This window comes from Dehalococcoidia bacterium (genome assembly GCA_025054935.1).
GTDB lineage: Bacteria > Chloroflexota > Dehalococcoidia > SpSt-223 > SpSt-223 > JANWZD01.
This window is the reverse complement of sequence record JANWZD010000008.1, coordinates 122,429-147,934: the sequence shown is the minus strand read 5'-3', so window position 1 is coordinate 147,934 and position 25,506 is coordinate 122,429. Positions and strand designations below refer to the sequence as shown.

General features: G+C 67.9%; 22 protein-coding genes. 10 read left to right on the top strand and 12 right to left on the bottom strand.

Features of this window, described 5'->3' with window-relative positions:
- Positions 1–249: 249 nt before the first annotated feature.
- Positions 250–936 carry a hypothetical protein gene (locus NZ773_10370; protein ID MCS6802329.1) on the bottom strand — a complete coding sequence of 229 codons (687 nt, stop codon included), beginning with the start codon at positions 934–936 and terminating at the stop codon, positions 250–252.
- Positions 937–1,026: 90 nt separating this feature from the next.
- Here NZ773_10370 and NZ773_10365 point away from each other — a divergent pair, with 90 nt between their 5' ends.
- From NZ773_10365 to NZ773_10350, 4 genes are all read left to right on the top strand, one after another.
- Entirely contained in the window at positions 1,027–2,169 is a 1,143-nt protein-coding gene (locus NZ773_10365) for an aminopeptidase P family N-terminal domain-containing protein (GenBank protein ID MCS6802328.1), read from the top strand.
- The gene (locus NZ773_10360; GenBank protein ID MCS6802327.1) at positions 2,166–2,840 is read left to right on the top strand and encodes a CoA transferase subunit A; all 675 of its coding nucleotides are present in this window, start codon (positions 2,166–2,168) and stop codon (positions 2,838–2,840) included. The genes NZ773_10365 and NZ773_10360 overlap by 4 nt, the downstream gene beginning before the upstream one ends.
- Before the next feature lie 4 nt (positions 2,841–2,844).
- Positions 2,845–3,507 carry a 3-oxoacid CoA-transferase subunit B gene (locus NZ773_10355; GenBank protein MCS6802326.1) on the top strand — a complete coding sequence of 221 codons (663 nt, stop codon included), beginning with the start codon at positions 2,845–2,847 and terminating at the stop codon, positions 3,505–3,507.
- Positions 3,508–3,835: 328 nt separating this feature from the next.
- A complete protein-coding gene (locus tag NZ773_10350; GenBank protein ID MCS6802325.1) occupies positions 3,836–6,727 on the top strand; it encodes a proline dehydrogenase family protein in 2,892 nt (963 codons plus the stop codon).
- 12 nt (positions 6,728–6,739) lie between these two features.
- Here NZ773_10350 and NZ773_10345 read toward each other — a convergent pair whose 3' ends face one another.
- Positions 6,740–7,234 (bottom strand): universal stress protein, encoded by a 495-nt coding sequence (locus NZ773_10345; protein MCS6802324.1) that lies wholly within the window; start codon positions 7,232–7,234, stop codon positions 6,740–6,742.
- Positions 7,235–7,728: 494 nt separating this feature from the next.
- Between NZ773_10345 and NZ773_10340 the strand changes: the two genes are divergently transcribed.
- Positions 7,729–8,364, top strand: coding sequence for an intradiol ring-cleavage dioxygenase (locus tag NZ773_10340; protein MCS6802323.1), 636 nt, complete (start codon positions 7,729–7,731; stop codon positions 8,362–8,364).
- Here the strand turns inward: NZ773_10340 and NZ773_10335 are convergent.
- From NZ773_10335 to NZ773_10295, 9 genes are all read right to left on the bottom strand, one after another.
- A complete protein-coding gene (locus tag NZ773_10335) occupies positions 8,361–9,287 on the bottom strand; it encodes an ROK family protein (protein ID MCS6802322.1) in 927 nt (308 codons plus the stop codon). The genes NZ773_10340 and NZ773_10335 overlap by 4 nt on opposite strands.
- A 75-nt stretch (positions 9,288–9,362) precedes the next feature.
- Positions 9,363–11,690, bottom strand: a complete 2,328-nt coding sequence (locus NZ773_10330) for a xanthine dehydrogenase family protein molybdopterin-binding subunit (GenBank protein MCS6802321.1) — start codon at positions 11,688–11,690, stop codon at positions 9,363–9,365.
- A complete protein-coding gene (locus NZ773_10325; GenBank protein MCS6802320.1) occupies positions 11,687–12,193 on the bottom strand; it encodes a (2Fe-2S)-binding protein in 507 nt (168 codons plus the stop codon). Before NZ773_10325 ends, NZ773_10330 begins: the two co-directional genes overlap by 4 nt.
- A gap of 45 nt (positions 12,194–12,238) precedes the next feature.
- Positions 12,239–13,129 (bottom strand): xanthine dehydrogenase family protein subunit M, encoded by an 891-nt coding sequence (locus NZ773_10320; protein ID MCS6802319.1) that lies wholly within the window; start codon positions 13,127–13,129, stop codon positions 12,239–12,241.
- A 100-nt stretch (positions 13,130–13,229) separates the two neighbouring features.
- A complete protein-coding gene (nfi, locus tag NZ773_10315) occupies positions 13,230–13,973 on the bottom strand; it encodes a deoxyribonuclease V (GenBank protein ID MCS6802318.1) in 744 nt (247 codons plus the stop codon).
- Positions 13,974–13,983: 10 nt separating this feature from the next.
- Positions 13,984–14,532 carry a hypothetical protein gene (locus NZ773_10310; protein MCS6802317.1) on the bottom strand — a complete coding sequence of 183 codons (549 nt, stop codon included), beginning with the start codon at positions 14,530–14,532 and terminating at the stop codon, positions 13,984–13,986.
- A gap of 571 nt (positions 14,533–15,103) precedes the next feature.
- A complete protein-coding gene (locus NZ773_10305; GenBank protein ID MCS6802316.1) occupies positions 15,104–16,123 on the bottom strand; it encodes a hypothetical protein in 1,020 nt (339 codons plus the stop codon).
- Positions 16,124–16,164: 41 nt separating this feature from the next.
- On the bottom strand, positions 16,165–16,644 hold the full coding sequence (bcp, locus tag NZ773_10300; protein MCS6802315.1) for a thioredoxin-dependent thiol peroxidase: 480 nt from the start codon (positions 16,642–16,644) through the stop codon (positions 16,165–16,167).
- Between the two features lie 245 nt (positions 16,645–16,889).
- Positions 16,890–17,699, bottom strand: a complete 810-nt coding sequence (locus tag NZ773_10295; GenBank protein MCS6802314.1) for an alpha/beta hydrolase — start codon at positions 17,697–17,699, stop codon at positions 16,890–16,892.
- Positions 17,700–17,803: 104 nt separating this feature from the next.
- On the opposite strand from NZ773_10295, the gene NZ773_10290 reads away from it, so the two are divergent.
- A complete protein-coding gene (locus NZ773_10290) occupies positions 17,804–18,529 on the top strand; it encodes an SDR family oxidoreductase (GenBank protein ID MCS6802313.1) in 726 nt (241 codons plus the stop codon).
- Between the two features lie 2,106 nt (positions 18,530–20,635).
- On the opposite strand, the gene NZ773_10285 is transcribed toward NZ773_10290, so the two are convergent.
- Positions 20,636–21,730 carry a M48 family metallopeptidase gene (locus NZ773_10285; protein ID MCS6802312.1) on the bottom strand — a complete coding sequence of 365 codons (1,095 nt, stop codon included), beginning with the start codon at positions 21,728–21,730 and terminating at the stop codon, positions 20,636–20,638.
- A gap of 571 nt (positions 21,731–22,301) precedes the next feature.
- Between NZ773_10285 and NZ773_10280 the strand changes: the two genes are divergently transcribed.
- Genes NZ773_10280 through NZ773_10265 form a run of 4 tightly spaced genes read left to right on the top strand, consistent with a single transcriptional unit; the run spans position 22,302 to position 25,499 of the window.
- The gene (locus NZ773_10280) at positions 22,302–23,636 is read left to right on the top strand and encodes a PilN domain-containing protein (GenBank protein ID MCS6802311.1); all 1,335 of its coding nucleotides are present in this window, start codon (positions 22,302–22,304) and stop codon (positions 23,634–23,636) included.
- Positions 23,633–24,193, top strand: coding sequence for a hypothetical protein (locus tag NZ773_10275; GenBank protein ID MCS6802310.1), 561 nt, complete (start codon positions 23,633–23,635; stop codon positions 24,191–24,193). The genes NZ773_10280 and NZ773_10275 overlap by 4 nt, the downstream gene beginning before the upstream one ends.
- Positions 24,190–25,071 (top strand): pilus assembly protein PilM, encoded by an 882-nt coding sequence (gene pilM / locus NZ773_10270; protein ID MCS6802309.1) that lies wholly within the window; start codon positions 24,190–24,192, stop codon positions 25,069–25,071. Before NZ773_10275 ends, pilM begins: the two co-directional genes overlap by 4 nt.
- A complete protein-coding gene (locus tag NZ773_10265; GenBank protein ID MCS6802308.1) occupies positions 25,068–25,499 on the top strand; it encodes an A24 family peptidase in 432 nt (143 codons plus the stop codon). Before pilM ends, NZ773_10265 begins: the two co-directional genes overlap by 4 nt.
- The last annotated feature ends 7 nt before the right edge of the window (positions 25,500–25,506 follow it).

Here is a 25,506-nt window from a genome sequence, read left to right as displayed (position 1 = left end):
AGTGCGGGCTGCGATCGGGATTGCCACGGCCTCGGTTCCCTCGGCCTCGCAATGACGGCGCCATGACAAGGGCGCTCCTCCGTTCTGGGGAGAACTGAGTCTCAGGACGCGCCAGCATCGACCGGCTCGCGATAACCGCCGGCGCAGTTCGAGGCGCCTCATCCGGGGAGGACCCGCCTTCCTCGCGCCCGGATGGCACCCACAAGCGAGCAGGGGAAGAGCAGAGACGCCGACCCCTGCTCGCGTTGGTCAGGCGCCTCTGCCTTCCCATGTCTCGAGTTCAACGAGCTCATAAGTCGTCGCTAGCTCGTCGTTGCGAACGCGGACGAAGCTGAAGTCCTCGCCGCACCAGATCTCTTCGCTCTTCTCGTTATTCGGGCCGTAGTAGAGACAGAAGTGATGCGCGCCGACCGGGCCAATCGGAGTGTCGACCGTCTCCCAGCCGCGATACTCAACCGGATGGCTGCTGCGCGTGGCGATCGGGCCGGTCGAACCATTAACCGTTGGCGAGGTCGTGATCCCGTGCAGCACTTGGCGGCCGCCCTTCTCAAAGTCGTACCCGGCAACAGCGAGACAGTCGCCGACGAGCGGATGGCAGGCGAGGAACGTCGGCTCGTGAGTGTAGTCCAGCCGCTGCGACACTCGGCCAAGGTCAGCGTAGTACCCCTCGACGAGGCAATAGTCCTTTTCGAATTTGAACCAGCCCATGCTCACGGCGCCGCGCACTACCAGCCGCTCGTAGCACTCGCGAGGACGGAACTTGGCATCGACCGACCAGACCACATCGCGCACAATCTGGCTGTCGTCAATCTCGGAGATGGTGCGAAAGACCGTCGTGCCGTCTGGATAGTCGGTGCGGTGGAACCACTCGCGTCCGCGCTCACCGACAGCGTCGCCAATGTAGAGGATCTTGCCTCGAGTGGACCGGGGCTTCATTCCTCCTCCTCAGATCATCCTGCGGCATGCTCGCCCGCCGCCGCTGCCGCCGTCAAGCGTGGTACAGTGTGCATTGCAGCGAGGAACGCCGTGCTGTCACGCGAGACCTACGCCCGCCGCCATGCCGCGCTCCGTGCCATGATGGCCGAGCGCGGGCTGGACGCGCTGGTCGTCTACGGGCTGGCGCCGCCGTTGAACGCCAATCTCGAATATGTCGCTGGCGAATGCCGAACGCATGGGCTCGCGCTCTTCCCCGCCGAGGGTGAGGCAGTCCTCTGGGTGCAGCCGAAAGCGCTCGTTCCCTTCGTCCGCCGCACGGCAATCATCGAGGTGCGCAACGGCGGCATTGACTACAGCGACGAGCTGATCGGCGAACTGCGGGCGCGCCGGCTCGACCGGGGCGCCATCGGTCTCGTCGAGGTCGACAGCCTGCGCACCCGCGGGATCCCCCACCTGCTGTACGAACGCCTGAAGGCCGACCTCCCGGCCGCCCGGTTCGACACTGTCACCGAGGCCTACGAGGCCGTCCGCAACCTGCTGCTGCCCGAGGAGCAAGCGCTGCTGGAGCGCGCCGCCGAGGATCTCGACCGCGTAATCGACTTCTACGTCGACGCCGTCCGGCCGGGCGTCTCGCTGGCGGAGGTCGTCGCCGCCACCCATGCATTCTCCAAGGAGCGCGACCTGGGACTGTCGGCGCTCTCGGCACGGGCAGCGGCAATGGACCGCTCGACAAGCATCCTCGACCCAGCAGCAGCGAGCCGGACCTTGCAGCGGGGGGATTACGTCTTTTTCGAGAGCAATGCCGCCCGCGGCCCTTTCCGCGCCTATCGCGGCTTTCCAATCGCGCTCGGTGAGCCGCCGCCCGAGGTGCACACCCTCTTCGAGACGGCGCTCGAGGTGGCGCGCTGTGTTGTCGCCGCGCTGCGGCCGGGCGGGACGACAAGCGAGGCGGCGCGATGCGGCGACGTCGTGCCGGCGCGTGGGCTGTGGTGCCACGGCCCGCTGGCGACCGGGCAGAGCACCGGGGGCTGGCAGATGATCTGCGTCCGCGGCTTCGACGGGTACCGACCGCCGACCGAGATCATCTTCCGCCCCGGCATGGCGTTCACCGTCTTTCCTCATCTGATGACGCCTGACAACAGCGTGATCACGATCGTCGGCACAAGTGTCCTCGTCGGCGAGGATGGACCGCGCATCCTCGGCCGGCAAGGCCTGCGCTACGTCGTGCAATGATCGTCGTTCCGGTGCTGACGCCCGACGAGGCGGTCGCCGACATCCCGAACGGGGCAAGCATCTTGATCGGCGGGTTCGCCGGCGGCGGCCAGCCGTTCGAACTGGTGCGCGCCCTCGCGCGGCATGGCGCGCGCGACCTGACAATCATCACCAACAACATCTCCGTCCACGACAACACCGACCTTTTGGCCGAGCGCGGCCTCATTCGCAAGGTGATCGCTTCCTTCCCGGTGCCGGCGAGCGAGACGGCGCACACCGCGCTCGAGCGCCAGTTCAATGCCGGCCAAATCGAGGTCGAGATCGTCCCCCAGGGAACGCTCGTCGAGCGGATTCGCGCCGGCGGCGCCGGCCTCGGCGGCTTTTACACCCCGACCGGCGTCGGAACGGTTGCCGCCGCGGGCAAGGAGGTGCGCGTCATCGACGGACGCGAGTATGTGTTCGAGCGGCCGATCCGCGCTGACTACGCGCTCATCCGCGCTTTCCAGGCTGATACGATGGGCAATCTCGTCTACCGTGGCACGGCGCGGAACTTCAACCCAGTGATGGCGACCGCGGCCGACATCGTGATCTGCCAAGTCGAAGCGATCGTGCCCGTCGGCGCGCTCGACCCCGAGCGGATCGGCACGCCCGGCATCTACGTCGATCGCCTCTGCCTCGCGGCGCGGGAGTAGGGCAGTGCCGCTCGACCGCGAGCTGATCGCGCTGCGCGTCGCCCGGGCGCTGCGGGAGAGCGGGGCGCGCTACGTCAACCTCGGGATCGGCATCCCGACACTGGTCTCAAACTTCATCCCCGAGTTCGCCAACGTCGTCCTCCACTCTGAGAACGGAGCGCTCAACTACGGTCCGCTCGCCGCGCCGGGGACAGAAGACCTCGACATCCGCAATGCCGGCGGCCAGTTTGTGACACTCTTGCCCGGAGCGTCGTTCTTCGACAGTGCGGCCGCCTTCGCGATGATCCGCGGCGGCCATCTCGACGCGACGGTCCTCGGCGGGCTGCAGGTGTCCGAAGCGGGCGACCTCGCCAACTGGATGCGCCCCGAGCGCGGCATCGGCAGCATCGGCGGCGCCATGGACCTCGTCACCGGCGCAAAGCAGGTGATCGTGGCGATGGAGCACACGACGCGCCGCGGTGAGCCGAAGATTGTCCGCCGCTGCACCTATCCGCTGACCGGGCGGCGCTGCGTCTCGCTCGTCGTCACAGACCTTGCCGTCATCGCGGTGACGCCCGCCGGGCTGCTGCTGCGCGAGGTCGCTCCCGGCCACACCGTCGAGGAGGTGCAAGCGCGCACCGAGGCGCCGCTCCAAGTCGCGCCGGATGTAACGGAGATCACCTTCTAACGGCACCCCCCTTCACGAGCTGTGCCCCTCCTGCGCAGCACAGCATCTGCGGCAGCCGAGCGGTCCGCGCACGGAGGGAGCGCGGCGAGCGAACAGCGGGATTGCCGCTCTGTCGCCTGTACGGAGAGGCGCAGTGCGCCTTGGTCCCGGAAGCCCCTCTCGCACAGCGCAGCACTCGGCCAGACGGCGGGAGCCAGTGTTCCCCGCGACCGCCTTGCGACCTCTTCGTCCTCGCTTGGTCGAGCGGGAAGCGCCCCGCTCACCGCCGGCCCGCCGCTGTACCATTGCTGCGCGGGCGCCGTCGCCGGCGCCTCAGGGAGCTCAGGCCATGATCGATCCGGCACTCGACCGCCAGGTGAACGCGCTTGCTGAGCGGCTGGCAGCAGCCGGCCAAGCCGCGAATGGAGTTCTGCTCTCACCGCGCTGGTTCCAGCAGCAGGTGCTCGAACGGGCAACCGCTGACCCCGTGTTCCGCACGCAGCTGCTCCGCTTTGTGGACGTGCTCCCCGCCTTGCGGACACCGGCAGCAGTTGCCGACCACGTCCAGCAGTATTTCGACAGACTGGAGGCGCCGCTTGTCGGTCAGGTGGCGGAGTGGGCTAGCCACGCGACCTTCCGCCCGATCCTGACGCAGCTCGTCCGGCTCGGCGTCATTGAGATGGCGCGCCGCTTCATCGTCGGCGAGTCGCCGCGCGCTGCTCGGTCTCGCCTCGAGCGCTTGGCGCGCGACGGCATCGGCCACACGATCGACCTGCTCGGCGAGGCGTGCCTGTCCGACGCTGAAGCCGATGCCTACCAGCGCCGCTATCTTGACCTGCTCGACCTGCTGACCCGCGAGGCCGAGCGGCTGACGCCGCACGGGCCGGTCTGGGAGGACGCCGCCGCCCTCAACATCTCGCTCAAGTACTCCGCCTTCGCGCCGCACCTCGAGCCGGCGGCCCCAGAAGCGGTCGGCGAGGTGATCCTCCGCCGGCTCCGCCCGGTGCTGCAGCGGGCTATGCAGCACGGCGTCTTCGTCAATGTCGACATGGAGCAGTACCGCTTCAAGAACCTGACCCATCTCACCTTCGCCCGCCAAGTCTCCGAGGCCGAGTTCGCGCGCTACCCGCATTTTGGCATCGTCGTCCAAGCGTATCTTCGCGACGCCCTCGAGGACATTGCCTGGCTGCGGGCGCTCGCCGAGCGGCGGGGCACGCCGATTACGGTCCGCCTCGTTAAGGGCGCTTACTGGGACGAAGAGCGCGCCGTCGCTAGCCAGTATGGCTGGCCAGTTCCTGTCTATGAGCGCAAAGAGGAGACCGATGAGTCCTTCGAGCGCTGCACCGATGCCCTGCTCGACGCGTGGCCGGCGCTCCGCCCCGCCTTCGGCACGCACAACCCGCGCTCGATCGCCCAAGCTGCGGTGAAGGCGCAGCGGCGCGGCCTCGCCAAGCACGACCTCGAGTTTCAAGTGCTTTACGGCATGGCGGAGGGGATCCGCGAGACACTGGCCAAGGACGGCTACCGGACACGGGTCTATGTGCCGGTTGGGGCGATCATCCCGGGCATGGCCTATCTCGTCCGCCGCCTCCTCGAGAACACCTCGAACCAAGCATGGTTCAACGCTGGCGCGGCGCTCCGCGCGCCTTCGTCTCGCGCCGTCACCTCGCCGGCGCGGCCGACGATCAGCTTTGTCAACGCGCCGGCAGCGCGCTTCTTCGCGCCGGAGACCCGGCAGCAGATGCGGGACGCGCTTGCCCGGCTCCGTGCGGAGCGCCATCCGCTGTGCATCGGCGGACGCGAGGTCGCCGGCCGCGTGTTCGAGCAGATCCGCTCCCCGAGCGACCCCGCGCGGGTTGTCGGGGAGGTCGCTCAGGCGACGCCAGCCGATGTCGAGACGGCCGTCGCCGTCGCAACGGCGGCGTTCCCGAGCTGGCGCGACCGCCCCGTCACAGCGCGGGCAGCGCTGCTGCGGCGGGCAGCCGAACTGATGGAGGCTCGCCGCTTCGACCTTGCGGCGCTGATGGTCGTGGAATCCGGCAAACCGTGGGCTGAAGCAGACGGCGATGTCACCGAGGCGATCGATTATCTCCGCTACTACGCCGACGACGCCGAGCGCGTCCTCGCCCCGCAGACACTCGGCAGCGTGCTCGGCGAGCGCAACCTCTATCTCGCCGAACCGCGCGGCGTCGCGGCGGTGATTGCGCCGTGGAACTTTCCGCTCGCGATCGTCACCGGGATGACGTCGGCCGCGCTCGTCACCGGCAATTGCGCTCTCGTCAAGCCGGCCGAGCAGTCGCCGCTGATTGCGCTGCGGTTCGTCGCCCTGCTCCATGAGGCAGGGGTCCCGGCAGAAGTGGTGCACTGCCTGCCCGGCGTTGGGGAGACCGTGGGGCGGGCGCTTGTCGAGCATCCCGAGGTTGCTCTCATTGCTTTCACCGGCAGCAGTGCCGTCGGGCAGGCGATCATCGCGGCTGCAGCGCGCCCGCAGGCACGCGGGTTCAAGAAGGTGATCGCTGAGATGGGCGGCAAGAACGCCCTCATCGTTGACGAGGATGCCGACCTCGACCTCGCGATCGCTGGAACGCTTGTCTCGGCCTACGGCTTCGCGGGGCAGAAGTGCAGCGCTGCCAGCCGGCTGATCGTTGTCGGTTCGGCCTTCCGCGACGTGGTCGAACGGCTCGTCCCGGCGGTCGAAAGTCTTGTCGTCGGACCGCCTGAAGACCCGTTTACCTTCGTCCCTCCGGTGATCAGCGCCGAGGCGCAGGCGCGGATCACCGAGGTGATCGCGTGGGGGAGATCACACGCCCGACTGCTCGCCGCAGCCCCGACGCCTGCCAGGCCGGGCTGGTACGTCCCGCCGGTCCTCTTCGGCGACGTGCCCGAGGAGGGACCGCTCGCGCGCGAGGAGATCTTCGGGCCGGTGCTCGCGCTGTTCCACGTGCCCGATTTCGACGCTGCGCTGCGGCTGGCGATGAGCGTCCCGTATGCGCTCACCGGCGGCGTCTTCTCCCGCAACCCGCGTCATCTCGAGCGGGCAGCGCGCGAATTCCGCGTCGGCAATCTCTACTTGAACCGGAAGATCACCGGCGCGGTCGTCGGCCGTCAGCCGTTCGGGGGGCTCGGCATCTCCGGCATCGGCGAGAAAGCGGGCGGACCAGACTATCTGCGCCAGTTTGTCGAGCCGCGCGTCGTCAGCGAGAACACCATGCGGCACGGCTTCGTCCCGGAGAGCCTCTAACGGTTGGATGCGCTACGAGTTCGTCGTCGACTCGGCCTTCTCCGCCCGGGGCGCCGGGATCGGCTGTCCCGACCGAATGAGCAGGACCGGAACCGGCGAATGACGGACGACGCGGTCGGCGACGCTGCCCATCGCCCAGCGGCTGAGGCCAGAGCGGCCATGGGTGGCGATAACGACGACGCCGCCCCGATGCTCATCGGCTGCTTCGAGGATGACCGTCGCCGGGTCGCCGCTCCGGCAGCGCCCGCGGGCGCGGAGCCCCTTCGCCTGCAGCGCCTCGACTTGGCTTCGGACATACGCCTCTGCCTGCTCATACGCCTCATCGATCAAACTCGAGGCGATTGCCGGCGCCATGTACGGGGCGACTTCGTAATACTCCCGGGGCAACTCGACCGCCCGAACGATCAGGATCTCCGCGTCGAAGTCACGGGCCAGAGCGATAGCGTGAGGGATGGCTTCCGCGGCCAAATCAGAGCCGTCGAGCGCGAGGATAATCGGGTCGTACATCGCTTTCCTCCAACAGCGGTGGCAAAAGTAGTATGCGCGCTCGCGCCGCCGGACGGAAGTGCCGTTTGGGACGCTCCGACCGTGCTGTTCCGCTCAGCCTCCACCGATCCCTCCTATCTCGTCGGCAGAAGATCGGTCAGCCGGGCCGGCCGCGGGCGCCGCGTCTGCTCAGTTCCCGCCGAGGCGAAACTATGAGCCGCCTCGGCTATCCCGTCATCCCGAGCCGGCCGCCAGCTTCGCGACACCCTCGGCAGGCGCTCGCCCCTCGCGCTCGCAGAGCGGCGAGCACCCATCCTTCTCATCACTCGACCAACAGGCGGCAGCCGCTGGAACGACAGCCGCATCAGATCGATGGCAGCGCCGCGCCCGAGTGGAAGTGGGCCATCCGCAGGCCTGAAACTCTGTCTGCCTCCCGAGCACTACACTGTTCGGACGTTGGCAGCACGCAGGACGCCCAGCCGTTGAACACCGCACTGATTTCGCGAGGAGGGTCGATGGTCGCAGCGCATCATCGCGCATTGCTTCTGCCGGCAGCGCGCCGTCTTGTCATGGCAGCCTGCGGACTGGTGCTGGGAGCGAGCGGGGTGATCCTCTCGCTCCCCGTCAGCGCGGAAACCGGCAAGCCAGCTGCCTGGCCCCCGGTTGTCGCCGCCGAGCAGGAGCTGCCTTTGACGCCCTCGATGACCGAAGGGCCGTACTTCAAGCCGGACTCGCCGCTGCGCAGTTCCCTGATCGAGGAGGGTGTCTCGGGAACGCCAATCCTGCTCACCGGGCAAGTGCTCGCGCCGGATGGACAGCCGATCGCGGGCGCCGTGGTCGATATCTGGCAGGCGGACGAGCGCGGTCGCTACGACACAGCGGGCTATCGACTGCGCGGTCACACCCTGACCGATGAGAACGGCGTGTATGCGCTGGAGACGATCGTGCCCGGGCTCTATCCGGGACGCACGCGCCACATCCATGTCAAGGTGCAGGCGCCCGGCGGACCTGTCCTGACGACCCAGCTGTTCTTCCCCGACGAAGCCGCTAACGCTCGCGACCGCATCTTCGACCCCAGGCTCCTCCTCGAGGTGCAGGAGAGCGAGCACGGGCTCGTCGGCCGCTTCACCTTCGTTGTCGCGATTGCCTAGCCTGGCGCGCCGAAAGCGAGGGCGGCGGCGCCGTAGAGGCCGGCGTCGTCGCCCAGCGCTGCCCGGACGACCGGGGTGTGCCGAAAGGCGGGCATCGCCAAGCGCGCGACCGCGCGCGCGACCGGGTCGAAGACCAGCCGTCCCGCGTTGGTGACGCCGCCGCCGAGAATGACCAGCGCCGGATCAAACAGGTGGAGAGCGTTGACGACGCCGATCCCTAAGTGCCACATCGCTCGCTCGACGATCGCCGCAGCGAGCCGATCCCCGGCAGCGGCAGCGGCGAACACCTCTGCTGCGGTTGCGTCCGGCGTGAGCCGGCTTGGCTCGCCGGCAGCAAGCCGCTCGCGCGCAAGACGGGCGATCGCCGTGCCGGAAGCGAGGGTCTCAAGGCAGCCCCGCCCGCCGCACAAACAGGGCGGCCCGTCCGCTTGAATGACCATGTGTCCCAGTTCGCCGGCGTAGCCGTGCGCCCCGTGAACCACCCGCCCGCCGAGGATAACGCCGCCCCCGATGCCGGTGCTGACCGTGAAATAGATGAGATGGTCGACCCCGCGTCCCGCGCCAGCCCGCCATTCGCCGAGCGCCGCGACGTTGGCGTCGTTGTCGACGAAGACCGGCACCCCTATCCGCTCGCTGAGTGCAGCACCGATCGGCGCTTCAGCAGGCCACCCGCGCAAGTTCGGCGGGCGAAGCAGCACGCCGCGCGCCGGGTCGAGCGGACCGGGAGCAGCCAGGCCGGCGCAGCTGATCGGCTCTCCTGCCCTGAGCGCGCGCGCCGCCTCAGCAATCCGGTCGAGCACGCGTTCGAAGCCGTCCTCGGGCTGGGTCGCAAAGCGCGTCACCCGTGCTGGGGGCGCATCGGCCTCACGAAAGAGCGCGAGGCGCACCCACGTTCCGCCGAGATCAATTGCGAGCACAGCCATCGCCTTCTCTCCGAACGGTGCCGAATCGAAACCGCCCCCGTTTTCACGGGGGCGGTCATGATCGCGCGCTTGCGCTTAGAGAGCGGCCTCGCCGAGCACGACCGGATGACTGACCGCCGTGCCTGCCTTTCGCAGGGTGCGCAGGACCCGCTCGGGGGTCATCGGCGCCTCGTAAAAGCGCAGCCCCGTGGCATCGCGCAGGGCGTTGGCGATCGCCGCGCTTCCCGCGATGATCGACGGCTCGCCAGCGATGCGGGCGCCGAACGGTCCCTCCGGCGACGGCACTTCGACGATAAGGGTCTCGATCCGCGGCACGTCAAGCGCGGTAAGCAGGCGATAGTCGAGGAAGACCGGGTTCCGCATCTTGCCGCGCTCATCGAAGATCAATTCCTCCGTCAGGCCCATGCCGAGACACTGGGTCACCCCGCCTTCCATCTGGCCGATGATGGAGAGCCGGTTGATCGCTTTCCCGACATCCTGCGCGACAGCAGCGCGGGTGACGGTGACATTGCCGGTCTCTGGGTCGAGCTCAATCTCGACGGCTTGAGCGGTCGTGCCGGGCGCTTGGTTGCGGATCACCTCGCCGCCGCGGCCGACCACCGGCGCGTAGCGGCTGCCGAAGCCCATTGTCAGCGCGGCGATCCGCTGGAAGGTGATCTTCTTGTCGGTGCCGGGGACAAAGACGACGCCATCTTCGATAACGAGATCTTCGGGGTTGGCGTCGAGCTCGCGCGAGGCGATGGCGAGGATCTGCCGGCGCGCATCCTGCGCTGCCGCCTGCACTGACTTGCCGCCCGAGTAGAGCGTCTTGGAACCGGCGGCAAGCCCGCCGTACGGAGCGGTGTCGGTGTCGGCGGTGACCGTCGTCACCATGTGCATCGGCACGCCCAGCTCTTCTGCGGCGATCATGGTGAAGCTGGTGTTGACGCCGCTGATGTCGTTCGAGCCGACCACGACCTTGAACGTGCCGTTCTCATTCATCTTGACCAGCGCGCTCGCCGGCTGCATGCCGCCCGGCCACGCGCCGATGGCCACCCCTACCCCGCGCGGCTTGCCGCCGTTCTTCGTCTGGTGGCGCGTCCGCCACAGCTCGGAGTTCTCAAGCGCTTCGAGGCATTCGTACAGCCCGATCTTCGGCCACGGCCGGCCGTTCGGCATCAGGTCGCCTTCGCGGCAGACATTCTTCTTGCGCAGTTCGATCGGGTCGAAGCCGCCCTGGCGGCAGACTTCGTCCACCAGCTGCTCGATCGCGAAGGTCACTTCCGGCATGCCCGGCGCGCGGTAGGCGCCCGCGCCGCACTTGTTCGTCAGCACCTCGATCCCTTCGACATCGAGGTGGTCGAACTTGTAGCAGGCCGCGATCATCATCGTTGCGCCCACCGGCGTTCCCGCGGGGAAGGCGCCCGAGTCGAAGATGATGCGCGCCTTGAACGTCGTCAGCCGCCCATCTTTGGTCGCGCCGATCTTCCCCTCGACGATCCCGCGCGGCGCAGGGACAGAGTTCATCAGGTCTTCGCGGCGGGTCAGCACGAGCTTCACCGGACGGCCGGTCTTCATCGACAAGAGCGCGGTGAGCGGCTGGATGAGGGGAGCCACCTTTGCGCCGAAGCCACCGCCGACCTCGGTGCCGACAAGGTTGATCTTCTCGTGGGGCAGACCGAGGATGCGGGCAATTTCGTTGCGCTGATAGAACTGCCCTTGGGTCGGCGTCCAGATCGTCAGCTTGCCCGTCGCGTCATAATGGGCGACGCACGCTTGCGGCTCGAGATAGGCTTGGTGCGCCATCTTCGAGTCGAAGCGCCCTTCGACGATGATGTCCGCCTCTTCGAACCCCTTCTCGACATTGCCGCGCACGAAGTGCAGCCGGTTCGAGATGTTGGGGGAACGGCGATGCGCCTCGGCATCGTCGGCGGTGGAGATGTCTACCGTCACGTGCCCTTCGATTTCGCTGACATCGATCTCATCGAGAGGACGACGGGTCGGCGGGGCGTCGGGCTTGATCGCCTCCTCCGGGTCGAGCACGGCCGGCAGTTCCTCATACTCGACCTCGATCAGGTCGAGCGCCTCCTCGGCGATGTAGGGCGTTTCTGCGGCGACCGCAGCGACCGCTTGGCCCTCGAAGATCGCCTCGCGCTCAACGAGGACGGCATGGGAACGGACAGACGGGTCGCGGTCGGCGGGGGGCAGATCGTCAGCGGTGACGACCGCGACGACGCCCGGGTAGGCCTTTGCCTTGCTCGTATCAATCCGCTTGATGAGGGCATGCGGGTAGGGACAGCGCAGCACCTTGGCGTGGAGCATTCCTGGCAGCTGCATGTCGGCGGCATAGACTGTCCGCCCGGTCACCTTCTCCGGCCCATCAATCCGGGGCAGCGCCTTGCCTACGACTTTCAGTTCGGTCATCGTCCTTCTCCTTCCCGCATCCGCTTGGCCGCTTCGAGGATCGCGTCCACAATCTTGCTGTAGCCGGTGCAGCGGCAGAGATTGCCGGCGATGGCAACGCGGACCTCTTCTTCAGTGGGGTTCAGGTTGTGTTCGAGAAAGTTGACGGCGGTGACCACAAAGCCTGGCGTGCAGAAGCCGCACTGCAAGCCGCCCATCTCCACCATCGTCTGCTGGACGGGATGCAGTTTGCCGCCGCGAGCGACCCCTTCGACGGTGAGCACCGTCTTGCCGTCGAGCATCGGCGCAAGAAGCAGGCAGCCGTTGACCGGCCGTCCGTCGACGATAATCGTGCAGGCACCGCAGTCGCCGGTGCCGCAGCCTTCTTTTGCGCCCGTGAGCGCAAGGTCTTCCCGGATGAGCTCAAGCGCCGTCCGGTTCGGAACCGTTGTCACCGTCCGCTCGACACCGTTGACGACACACCGGATAGTGACGGTGGCGTGTCCCACGCGTTCTTTCAGCAAGGCAACCTCCTTGGGGCCGGAGCCGCCGCCGGCCAACCTTGGGACCTAATGCGTTTCGCCGGCCCGCGGGCCCCCGCCGCGCGCTCGTGCCACCGCATTGGTGACGGCGCGGCGGACAAGAACATCGATCAGCCAGCGGCGAAAGTCCGCTGAACCGCGGACGTCGCTGATCGGGCGCGCTTGCGCCACCGCAGCGAGCGCAGCGGCGTCGAGCGCGGCTTGGCCGAACGGCTTGCCGCGCAGCGCCGCCTCGGCTTCGGTCGCTCGCAGCGGCGTCGGGTAAACGGCGGCGAGGCCGATCCGCGCGTCTTCGATCGTTTCGCCGTTCAGCCGCACCCACGCCCCGACGCCGACAACCGCGATATCCAGCTCCTTGCGCGGCGTGTGCCGCTCGTAGTACGCGCCCTCATTCGGCGCCGCTTTGCGAAGGACGAACTTCGTCACCAGCTCGCCCGGCTCAAGGACAGTTCGGCCGGGACCGACGAAGAAGCGGTCGATCGGCACAACGCGCGGCCCCCGCGGACCAAGGACGTGCACCTGAGCATCGAGCGCGATCAGGGCAGGAGGGGTGTCTGCGCCGGGCGAGGCGTTGCAGGTATTGCCCGCAATGGTGGCGAGATTGCGCACCTGCTTTGAGCCGACCAGCTTCGCCGAATCGACAAGGATCGGATACTTCTCGATGATCAGCGGATGGGTCTCAATTTCGCCCATCCGGACGAGCGCGCCAAGATGGAGGCCATCATCGCGCTCCTCGAGGAGCCGCAGTTCGTCGATGCCCGTGATGTCGATCACGACCTCGGGACGACGAACGCCGTCTTTCATCTGCACGACGAGGTCGGTCCCGCCGGCGATCACTTTCGCGACCGCCGCGTGCTCGGCAAGCACGGAGACCGCCTCCGAGACGCTCTTGGGAGCAAGATAGCCGAAGCGTCGCATTGGTCCACCCACGCCCGAAATAGCCGCCCGGTTCGATCCGCAGGGCAAGAACGGGCACAGCCGCCCGCGCTGCGATTGTACGCAGGGGGTGAAATCGCGGTCAAGTTGCCGGCTCGCCAGTCGAGTGCTCCCGGCAGCCGCTGCCCTGCTCGGCGGCGCGGTCGCGGCGCGCCGCCCGGTTGACGATCGCGTCGGCGCGGCGCGTCGGCTCTGGGAGGAAGGCGTCGCGGCAGCAGGCGAGCGCGATCTCGATCGCCCGCTCAACCCCGATCCGATGGCCCGGCGAGACATAGAGCGGCGCATGCCCCGCCTGCGTTCGCACCGCCGCGCCAACGACCTCTCCGCGGTCAACGAGCAGGCTGACCGCCCCGCGCTCGTTCGGCGGGTCCGCAGCGTGGCCGACGAGCCGCGACTTGGCGCAGCCGATAGTCGGCACATCGAGCAGCAGGCCGAGGTGCGACGCCAACCCCAGCCGACGCGGGTGGGCATAGCCGTGGCCATCGACGAGGACGACATCGGGCACGCGCTCAACCTGCCGGAACGCCGCAAGGATCGCCGGGGCTTCCCGGAAGGCAAGCAGCCCGGGCACGTACGGAAAAGCGACGGGGAGGCGGGCGCGGCGTGTCTCGACCACATCGAGCTCCGGGAAGCGCAGCACCACAACGACGCTGTACGCGACTGTCATCCTGCCCTCGCGACGGTAGGCAGTGTCGGCGCCAGCGACTAGGCGGAGGTCAGCGAGCAGCGGCCCGTTCGCGATCACGAGCCGGTCGCGCAGCCGTCGCTGGATCGCCGCCGCTTCGCGGGGCGAGACCTCCCACGGATGCAGGTCGAGAACCCGCACGGCGCTTCCTCTACGCAGCGGCCCCGCGCTGCGGGTTCGGCGGGATGCCGAGCCGGCGCTTCTGCAGCGGCAGAGCCTTCCACTCGACCCCGCGGAACCCTGCTCGGTCGCGGGCGCCGGTGACGCCCCACGCAGCGCAGCCGCGCTCCCGCGACCCGCTGGTGTCGCCCCTGTCGGCGCCGAGCGGCGGCCAGCCACGGGCTCGACCGACGTCGTGCGTGATGAAGAGGCGGCCGGGCTGGAGGGCGCGCCAGACCTCGGCATCGGCCGTCCCCTCGTGGACCGGGCCGGCGGCGACGGCATGACCGAAGGTGCGGCGCAAGCGGGCGAACGCGTCATCCACCCACCTCCCGACCGCGCGCTTGTGCGCATCCCGCGCCATCAACGCGGCAGTGCCTTCAGCGTGAGGCAGCCGTTTCCTCTGGGCTGTCATGTCCCGGCCGAGAGCGCGGGCGAGGTCTAGGACGTGCTCGACGCGGCTGCCGAGCGGGAGCAGAGCGCGGTCGACCCCCTCACGATGGCGCGCGTTGTGGTCATGTCGCCGCCAGTCGAGCAGCATGGCGCCGTAACGATAACCGACCGAGGCCGCAGGCGAGCGGTTCGACGGCAGCCGGCCTCTGCGCCCGCGCTCGCTCAGCGCCCGCAGCGGCGCTGTCCCCCGCGTGCGGCAGGCTTCCAAGGCGTACCTCCCGCATCTCCCGGGCGGAGCGACGGCGCGCTTCTGCAGCTGCAGGAGAGAACGGCATTCGAGGAACAGCGCACCTCCGCGACAGTCGCCGCGGTCGCGGCGCGCCGCGGCTGCCCCTCAATGTGGAGCGGCCTTGACCTCGCCGTGGCCCTGTCTTCATTCCAGCCGCGCCAGCAGCACAGAGAGGCAGCGCCGTCACGCTCAGCGGCCCCACCGAGTAATCTGCCCGCTGGGAGCGCAGAACCCGCCTCTGCTCTCGACCGGCCGGCGCGCGCTCCACGCCCCATTGCGGCCGTGCGGGGAATGGACCAAGAGCGGCGCGGGCAGCCGCCGATGCTCCCACTGCGGGCAGGGGCGCCGGACGGTGCCGCTGCTGGTGCTCGACGAGCTCCCGGCGGTGGCGCCGATGCTCCCACTGCGGGCAGGAGCGCCGGACGGGTCGCTAGGCGACGGCGGCGGCGATTGTCAGTCGATGGAGGGCGACAAGCGCAGTTCGGCTCAGCAAGGGGCCGGTGTAGCCGCCGCCGGGAACAAAGGCGATCGGCAGCCGGCGCCGGCGTGCCCAGCCGAAGACGAGCTGCTCGCGCGCTTCGAGGATCGCGCCGTCGATGCCGGGCAAGCCGCCGATCGGGCAATGCTGATGCGGGTCCATCCCCGCGTAATAGAGGACAAGCCCGAACGCCTCGCTGTCGAGCTCGGCGAGGCGCCGCTCGATGGTCGGCAGATAGTCGGCGGCACGGCGAACGAGGTCGAGCGTGTTGCCGGGCGCTGGCGTATACCGGTCGAAGGGGTGGACGGAGACATCGAGGAGGCGGGTCGCCGGGTCGCCGGCGATGAGCGCGCTTGTTCCGCCGCTGCAGTGCGCGTCGAGGTCGAGGATGAGGACCCGCCCAGCGCCGGCAGCGAGAGCGGCGTGGGCGGCGAGAACGAGCGTGTTGAAGGTGCAGAAGCCGTTGCCGCGCTCGCGGCGGGCGTGGTGGAGGCCGAGACTGAGCGAGCCGGCGACGCCGTCGGTCAGCGCGGCGAGCGCGGCGTGGACGACCCCGCCTCCCATCGCGACCGCCATCCGCCAGAGGCCCGGATCCCAGCGAAAGCCTTGAGACTCGGCGAGAGCGCGCGGCGTTCCTGTTCGGACCGCAGCGACGTACGCGGGCGCATGGATGGCGAGGAGGTCTTCTTCGGTTAGGGAAGGCGGCGCCTCGATCACGACGCCGGGGATCGGGTCATCGTGCAAAGACTGCGCGATCCAGCCGGCCTTGCGCGTCGTCTCGAAGCTGTAGGCCGCGCCGACATAGTCCGGGCTGTAGAAGAGGCGAAGGAGCGGACGCTCCTCGCCGTCCGGCAGGCTGCTGGGGAGCGCGAGCGCGCCCAGCCCAGCAAGCACGGCGCGGCGCGACAGGCGGGCAGGGAGCAGCGGCGCGAGAGAGAGTGCGTCTTCGGTCGCGGCGAGCGAACCGTCCATGGGTTCTCGATCAACGAGCCGACAGTCTCGACCTCGGGCAGCTAGGCGGTCGCTGCCGGCTGCATCTCCTTCAACGCCGCGATCACTTCCTCAACGTGCTTGTTCGGGTTTACCTTGCGCCAGACGCGCAGGACCGTGCCGTCCGGCCCGATGAGGAAGGTCGTGCGCTCGATGCCGAAGTACTTTTTGCCGTACATGCTCTTCTCTACCCAGACGCCGTACGCTTCGGCAACCGAGTGATCAACATCGGCGAGGAGGGGGAAGGGCAGGTTGTGCTTTTTGGCGAACTTCGCGTGGCTCTCGACACTGTCCGGCGACGCGCCCAGCACTGCGACGCCATAGCGCTGAAGGACGGCGATGTTATCGCGGAAGGAGCACGCTTCAGTCGTGCAGCCCGGCGTGTCGTCCTTCGGATACCAATAGAGCAGCACTGGCTGCTTGCCGCGGAAGTCGGCGAGCGAGATTGTTCCCCCGACGGTCGGGAGGGTGAAGTCTGGCGCGCGGTCGCCTTCGTTGATCATGGATGCCCCTTTGCGCAAAAAGTTTGCGCTCTCACAGTAGCAGGAGACGCGCCGAGAGTCAGCCATTTCCGCATAAAGCTTTATGAGAGATTGAGCTTTTGCGCCGCGACGGCGTTTGCTGCCGGTTACCCCGCCAGCTCGCTGCGAGGACGGGTTCAGGCATGCGCTCCGCGAGGCTGCTTCCGCCTCTGCTGCATCCGCTTGCGGAGAAGAACGGCGTTGGGAAGAGTGCCCCTCCGGGCGCGTCAGTCGGCAAGAAAGGCGTCCACGATCTGGGTGAGCCCGACCGGATTGCCGAGATGCGGGAAGCTGCCGCCGCGCTCAAGGCGCGCCAGTCGGCCGCCGCGCAGCCGCTGCGCCTGCCAGTCCGCCTCCTGCGCCAGGCCGTCGCCCGCCACTGCGACGATCATTGCGGGCTGTTCCACGTGGTCGAGCGCTGCCAGAGCGTCGTTCCAGACGGCGATTGCCACGTACGGCCGATACCAGTAGGTGCCGGCTTGGAGCCGCGCGATCCAGACCAGCCGGGTGTACTCCGGCACGCGATCGTCCGGGACGCCCGCCTCGCGCAGGGAGGCCGCCGTGCGTGCCCAGCCGTGCCCAACCGCCTCGCCGGTAGCGTCGAAATCGTTCGGGACGGCGCGGGCAAGGATGCGATAGCGCTGCTCCCAGCTGCGATAGATCGGCACGCCGACGAGCACGAGCCGCCGCACTGCGGCAGGGAACGCCGCGGCCAGCGCCACCGCGATTGCGGCCCCGCTGTGATGGCCGAGCACGTCGACGGGTCCGAGCCCAAGCGCAGCGAGGAAGGCTGCTGTCACCCGGGCGTAATCGCTCATGAGCGGCGGTTCCGGCAGTTCTTCTGAGTCGCCAAGCCCAGGCAGGTCGAAGGCGATGACGCGCCGCCGCGCAGCCAGCAACGGCAGCGCCACCATCCACTCGGCTGATGACGCCGGACATTGCGCCAGCACGAGTAGTGGCGGGTCGCCGGCGCCCCCATCCCGATAGTGCAGCTGCCGCCCTTCAACATCGACGAAGGCGCGCCGAAGCTTCCCCATCGGTCTCCTCCTCTCGATGACAGCATAGCGGGTCGGCTGTCTGGCCCATGGTGCTCGCCGACCGACTGCGCCGCCGCCTCCTCCTGCCATGGTACGATGACGGCATGGATCGCCACCTGCAGGGCAAAGTTGGGCTGATCACGGGTGGGGGCAGTGGGGTCGGGCTGGCAATTGCTCAGCGCTGCGCGCGCCGCGGCATGGCAGTTGGTCTGCTCGGGCGGCGTGCCGACCGGCTCGACCACGCTGTGGCGCTGATCGCAGCCGAGGGCGGCAGTGCGCTGGCGCTGCCCGCGAACGTGGCGGACTGGGACGCGGTGCGGGCGGCTGTTGAGCGACTGGTGGGACACTTCGGCCGGCTCGACCTGCTGGTCAACAACGCTGGTATCTCGGGCCGGGGCACCGTCGAAGAGACGAGTACTGCAACTTGGCGCGAGACAATCGAGGTCAACCTCGTCGGCGCCTTTCACTGCGCGAAGGCAGCAATTCCTCATCTCCGTGCGAGCGGCGGCGGCTGGATCATCGGTATCGCCTCAGGGGCGGCGAAGCGCGGGTATGCAGGGCTCTCGGCCTACTCAGCAAGCAAGGCCGGACTGACGCTGTTCAATGAATCGCTCGCCCTCGAGCTTGAGCCTTACGGGATCAAGGTCAGCACCATCATCCTCGGCTCGGTACTGACCGATTTTGGGACGCGCAGCCGAGAGCAGAAGCTGGCAAGTCGCGCGGCCGGCGAGAAGTTCATGGAACCGGAGGATGTCGCCGACGCTGTCGACTATCTTCTCGGCCAGTCTGCCCGCGCCTGGACTCAAGAGTTGAACCTCTGGCCGCGCTAGTCCGGCGACGTCACGACCCTCTCCAGCCGTCCTCGCGAGCGCTCCTGCTAGGTCCTTTCAGCCTCTCACGTCATCCTTGACTCGCCGCGCTCTTCCGTCGCCAGCCTCTTCCCAACCTGCGGCCGCCATCGCAGCACGGCGGGCAGCAGCCGACGCATCCTGCCTCGTTTCAGCAACTTCCCGCCGCCTCCTCCGCACTCCCGCCTCGCTCATGCCACTCGCGGGGCAGCATTGGCCGCGCCGGCGCTTCCCTCGCGCACCCGTGCCTTCACGCCTCAAGCGCGCCCAGTATTCTCTCTGGCGATCTCTCGCGGCCCTCCGCCGCATCGTGCGTCCCACAGTCGCGATGCAGCCCGGCAACAGCGGACCGAACCTCCGCCGCATGTCGCCTGTCATCTGTGCCCCTCTCTACCTAGGTCCGGCCGCCAGCGTTGACAGGAGCGTGCCGGACGCCCATCACCCCGCGCCGGCGCGCAGCGACGTGTCATCTCGTCACGCGGCATCTGGAGCTGGGCAACTATCGCCGCGCAGCCGTGGGTGCGCGCAGCGCGATTCGTCAGGCCCTCCGCCATCGCGCTCTCAGCCAAGGCAAGGCTCCACGAGCAGCGCAGCCCCGACTGCCGCGCAAGCCTTATGTCATCGCAAGGTCCATCAGCGCGACGACGGCGCGAGAGGGAGCGGGTGAACCATGTTGCTCTGGCCTTCTGCCCCAGCGGCGCAGCCGATTGCTCCACATTGCGAGGCACCACAATCCCCTGCCGTGTCGAGTAGTCGTCATCTCCTGTCGTTGCGAGGACTGCGCGTGCGCGCCATGCCCCACCACGTGAGCGTTGAGAGAGCGCCATCCTGGCCGTTATGTCGGGCAGCAATGCCGTTACCCAAAAACGCGCGCCGCGCCTCCGGGGCGATCATCCTCACCGCCAGTATGAGCAGCAGTCTCGGAGCGCGCGAAAACGGTCGCCGAGCCTCACCAGGGCGCCTCTCCTTGCCGTCGTTGCGGGATGCGCCGCAGGTTCTTACCTCACGGATGAATACCCACTCTCGTTGTCGTTCCAAAGCGATGCCGTTCCAACGTGTCGAGCAGAGGCGCGCTCGCGGGTGAGGGGACATCCTAACCGTCATTGCGAGGCACGCGCCTCGCGCATATCCAGCAGGCAGTGGAAGAGCAGGACCACTAACCTCCTCGTCATTGCGAGGCCCGCTGCAAGCGGGCCGTGGCAATCCTGGCCGGAGCATCTCCCTGCTTCGAACGGGGTTGCCGCGGGCGCCTTCGGCGCCCTCGCAACGACGTTAGGGAAGGACGCTCCTTGCCAAGCGAGCGGTCGGCCGTTCCCGTCATTGCGAGGCCCGCTGCAGGCGGGCCGTGGCAATCCTGGCCGGAGCGGGCGTGATCTGGTCCTCAGAGGGGTTCCCGCGGAGGTCGGCGGGGCCACGCTCGCTGCGCTCGCTCGCAACGACGGTCAGGTCGGGCGGGGCGAGAAGCGTACCTTGCGTGCTTTGGCGCCCGGAGCAGTCGGAGCCCGAGGCGTATCTTGGGCGCCTAGCGGCTGCGGCGGTCGGGCAAGAAGCGCACCCTGAGCGCACCGATGGCCAACTCGGGTGAGGCAGCTCTCGCCCTGCGTGCCGCTTGCTTGTCCCGACAGAGGGAGGAGGGGAAGACGGCGACCAAGGCGGGGGACGCATTGCGACAGCGGCGAACGCGAGCCTGACCGCCGGCAGGGCGCGACAACGCTCTCGATCGCTGCCCGGATGCCCGAGCGGTCTCGGCCTCGGGGAGAGCGGAACGAGGATAGGACACGGTGAAGCGTCTTGCTGAGCGAGGGGATCAACATCTGGTCGCACGAGGAGGGGTGAGGTGCTCAACGCCGGCCGTTGAGGCAGACACGAACAGGTGGTGACGCAGGGGAGAGCGTCGCGCAACCTGCCGACCGTGATCCCATGCTCCGGCGGTGCGAGAGAGCGCGCCGAGCAGGCGACGAGCACCATGTCATCGGCCGGTCATCGTGCGGCAGGAGGAAGAGCGGCGAGGGTGCCTCCTCGGCTCTGCTGGCAAGGCGCCGGCGAGGATACACATCGCGCGGTCGCCTCCGACGCTCACAGCGCAGGCTAGGCGCCGGCGAGGGCGAGCCGCTCGCGCAAGGGAGGATGGTCGTAGAGCCAGATCTTTGCCCAGAGCGGCGGGTCAGCTTCGCTCAGATTTTGATCGTGCAGTTTTGTCATCACCGAGATGAAGGCAGCCGGGTCGCGCGTCACCTCAAGAGCATAGCGATCGGCAGCGCGCTCGATACGCCGGCTATACCAGTTCGTGAGCGGCTGGCTGACGAGCCCATAAAGACCAAGCGCCAGAGCGACAAGGGGCAGCGCCGCAAGATCGCTCACCCCCTTTAGCCCAAGCGCCGCGACGCCCCACTGAAGAAACCCATTCGCCAGCCAGAGGCCAACGAGGGTGACCGACGTTTGGACGACGATCCCCTTCGCAATGTCGCGATGAACATGATGCGCCAGCTCATGCGCGAGCACGACTTCGATCTCGGCGGGGGTGGAGTTCGCAAGCAGCGTGTCGCCGATCACGATCCGGCGGGTCGCGCCCAAGCCCATCAACGCCGCATTGCCGGCCGTCGTCTTGCCGCTCATCTCGAGGACGTAGACGCCGCGCACGCGCGTTCCTGCCCGTTCCGCGAGCGCCACCAGCCGACGAACGAGGTCGTCATCCTCAAGCGGGCGCATCCGGAAGAAGAGCGGCACAATCAGCACTGGCGCTACGTTCGCCAGCACGACCGTGAGCAAGAGCAGGAAGGCCGCAACGCCAAGCCACCAGTAGTCAGGCGTCCACTGCAACAGAGCGACGAGCGCTTGGAGCACGATTAGGCCGAGCACTCCGCTGATCGCGAGCGCCTTCAGCCGGTCGGCGAGCCAGCCGCTAAAGGACTGAACGAGCAAGCCATATCGCTTTGGAAGGAGGTAGCCGCCATAGTAGCTGAACGGGGCGCTCAGCAGCAGGTAGAAGAACGCTACAACGGCAGCGAAAAGGGGCGCACCGAGCGCCGGCGGCTCGGGCATCCAGTCGCGCAGCCAGACGGCAGCCCCGCTGAATTGGACAGCGACGAGGTAGCCAACGCCAAGCGCAATCTCGATCAGCAGCAGCCGACGCTGCAGCGCGGCATACCGCCGCGCTCGCTCTTGCCGGTTGGGATCCGTCATCGCGAAAAGTGTAAGGCAAGAGAAAGTCCCGAGTGATCTTGCAGACCGCCGGAGCCGGCGCTCGCTGCGCCCGCTTGCCTCAGCGATTGCTCGCTGGGGAAGGGGACGCCAGCACTCGCGACCCTGAAGTCAACGCCGTGTGACGCTCGCTGCGAGGGAAGTGCCCTCGCCGCTGCGCCCACCGCCTCGCGCCGTCGCCGGCTTGAGGAAGTGCTGACAAGCACGCCATGCAACGATGCCTGCCAGTCGGCGCCGTCTGCAGGCCGGCAGGTCCATCTTCCGACAGACCGCTGAGAGGAAGTCGGACCGGCTGGTCTCCCTTCCGCCTGCAGGGCCGCGATTGAGCCGTCGCCGCGCGGATGGCTCAACCACTCGGGACGCGCGTATCGTATTCTGTGGATCCAGCCGGCGCAAGCAGTTCTCTATGCATGTTGCTTATGCAAGCACGGGGGCGTATAACCAAAGAAGGGAGAAAGACCGCCGCTCGTTCCGATCTTCTAGCAACTGCCGGAGGAGATGGTAGAATGCGGCGCGAGCAGCCAGGTTAGCTGGACTCTCCGAGTAGAGCGCGATGGCGATCAGCAGCGCCGCGCGGCCGCCGGTCGAGCGCCGGCCTCGGCCGATCGACCTCAACCTTCTTCCGCCGGCGTACCGACGACGAACGGGCGCGGGACTTGCGCCCGTTCTTGCGCTTGTGCTCCTGACCTTGGCCGTCGGCGCGCTGATGTTCCTGCAGCTCCGCCTGCGGGCCGAAGACGAACTGATCCGGTGGAGCGCTCGCCTCTCGCGCGCTCAAACGACGCGCGCCGCCCTCGCCGTGGTCGACGCCACCGCCCAGGAGTATCAAGGGAAGCTCGCCTCGCTCCAGCAGCAGCTTGATGCGCTCCAAAACGACTATCAGGAGCTGAACCAGCGCCGTGTCTCCTGGTCGCAGGTCTATCAGGCGATCCTGACCGCGGCGCCCGCCGATATGGGCTTCAGCACTATTCAGCAGCGCAACTATCAAGTGCTTATCCAAGGCACGGGCTCGTCAGACGCCAGTATCACTGGTTTCGCCCAGAAGCTGAGCAGTTCGCCGCTCTTCGCCTCGGTTGTCCTCCAAAACATCAGCGAAGCGCCGCCCGGCAGCGGCCTGCCGCCTGTCAGCGCCGGGCCGCCCCCCGTGCTTCCGCCGCAGCCGACGCCCATGCCTGCGCCCCAGCCGACCGCAACGCCTCCTCCCCTGCCGACCGTCACGATTCTGCCGCCGCTCCCGACCCCAACGCGCCCTGCTGCCGCTACTCCGACGTCTGCTCCCCCTGCCGCAGCCGAGTTTCGGGTCGTCAGTTCGATCCGCACCACTATTCCCGGGAATGTCGACCGCCCGTCGCTCATCCGCGGCAAGATCGTTGACGAGAACGAGGGAGCGGTGCGGGGGATCACGGTGCGTCTCACCGGCGAGGGCATTTCGGAGGAGCGGACCGCCAGCGACGGCACGTTCGAATTCCAAGTTCCAAGAAAGGGGGTCTATGCCGTCACGCTTGTCGGCGTCAGGGCGGATGCCGCGAGCGGGCTTTCGACGAACGTCCCGGGCGTGACCGGCTTTCATATTTGGGATATCACCTTCAAGCGGTTGAGTGGCCGGGCGGGATCATCCCGGCCCGCTCCGCCCGAGGTTGACGGCCACGTCATCACTGCGGCCGCTCTTCTTCCGCCTGAGGAAGGACCCCGCACAGCAGAGCGGCCTCCTCTGGCGACGTACACCTTTACGATCGTCGCTCAAGTGCGGCCCGGCGCCGGGCAGGTGCCTGTTTTCCCAACCCCACCCCCTACCGCGACCACCGCTCCGACTGCGACGACCTCCAGCGCCGTGACCGTCACTGCTCCCTCAGGGGAGGGGGAGCGCCGCTTTGGAGCGCGTCCATGATCGCGCGCCTGCGGCGTCTCCCATTGAGCCGTCTTGAGGCGGTCTTGCTTGCCCTAGTCGCCGCCGCGCTCGTCCTCGACCTCGTCCTGTTCGCGGGCTACTCCTTCACGGAAGATCAGCGCGACCGTGTCCAGCGCCAGACCCTCGCGGTCGAAGCGTCGCTGGCGACAATGCGCCGGCCAGACGATCTCGAGGCCTTGAAACGGGAGATCGCCGAGCTCGAGACGCAGTTTGCGACCAATCCTTCGATCTTCCCCAAAGAGATCGACCATCTCGGCATCAATGCCCTGATCGCTCTTGCTGCCAATCAGACGGGCGTGGAGGTCGCCAAGCGCGAGACCGGCGCGCAGGGGGTTGAGCGTTTTGGGAACAACGAGTACCGCTCGGTGCGCTATAGCGTTGTTGCTCGGGGCGACCTCCGGCAGCTGATGGTCTTTCTGAACAGGCTGGAGACGAGCCAGTACACCACGCTCGTGATCAACGGCCAGAGCGCGATCTTTCAGAACAACATTTGGACGCTGCAGATCGAGATGACCGCGTACGCGCAGAAAGAATGAAGCTCCTTCCTCGCCGCTTGGTCACCCTCTCCCTTGAAGGCTCGCGGATCCGGCTGCTCGGCACGCGCGGGAGCGAGGTCGAATTCTGGGCGGATATTCCGTTCGACGAGCGGCTGCTGCGTCACGGTCAGATCGGCGACCCCAACGCGATTGGCGCCCTGATCGGTGAGACGTTTCACCGCCGCGGGCTGCCGCGCTCGCGGGTGGTGGCGGCGGCGTCTGGCCTCGGCGCGGTGTCGCGCATCATCACGGTCGCAGCCCCGCACACACGCCTCGCCGAGGCGGTGGAGATCGAGGCGCGGAAGGTGCTGCCCGAAACGCTCGTCGACGTCACGCTCTATTGGCAAGCGATCGACCCGCGCACTAGCCACGCGCCCCGGGTCTTCCTCCTCGCAACGCCGCGCGACACCGTGATGACCCTGATCGACACGCTCCGGATCGCCGGCATCCAGCCGCTTGCCATCGACCTGAAGCCGCTCGCGCTCTATCGCGCGGTCGGCGGCAAGGATGCGGTCGTTGCCCACCTCGAGTCTCAGACGCTCGACATCGTCATCGTGGTGGACGACCTGCCGATGCTGCTGCGCACCGTCTACCTCGGGGAGGGAGCCGGCTCGCGCGATTTCTTGCTCGGCCGGCTGACCGACGAGCTCTCGCGCACCGTACGCTACTACAACGATGCCACTCGCGCGGCGCCGCTGCCGACTGCTGCGCCGATCTTCCTCTCGGGCGAGGATGTGATCGACCCCCACCTCGTCGCAACTATCGAGGCGCTCACCGGTCATCCGGTTGTCGCGCCCCAACCTCCCCTCGACTATCCTCCTGACTTCCCCGTGGAACGCTATCTCGTCAATATCGGGCTCGCCTTGAAGTCGCTATGAGTGGCTCCGTCGCAGTCTTCGTTTGGACTGCTGTCTTTGGTCTGATCGCCATCGTCGACCTGCGGACGCGCCGCATTCCAGACACCCTGCTTCTTTCCGCCGCGATCGCGGCAATGCTTCTCGCCCGAGGAAACGGCTCGCTCCCCTCTGCGCTCATTGCAGGAGCAGCCGGTTTCGGAATGTTTTGGCTGCTGCGCCGCCTCAGTCTGCGCCGCGGCCCCGCCGCATTTGGAGGTGGCGATGTCAAGCTGGCGGGCGTGGTGGGGCTCGTCGTTGGACCGAGCTTCCCTGTCGCCTTGATCGTCGGCACCGGCGCGGGAGCGGCCGTCGCGCTGGCGCTTCTCGCCAGCGGCCGCTCGCGCCGCGCATTCTTTCCCTACGGCCCCGCGTTAGCGCTCGGCGCAGTCGTTGCTCTCCTGTCAGCGTAGGGCTCGC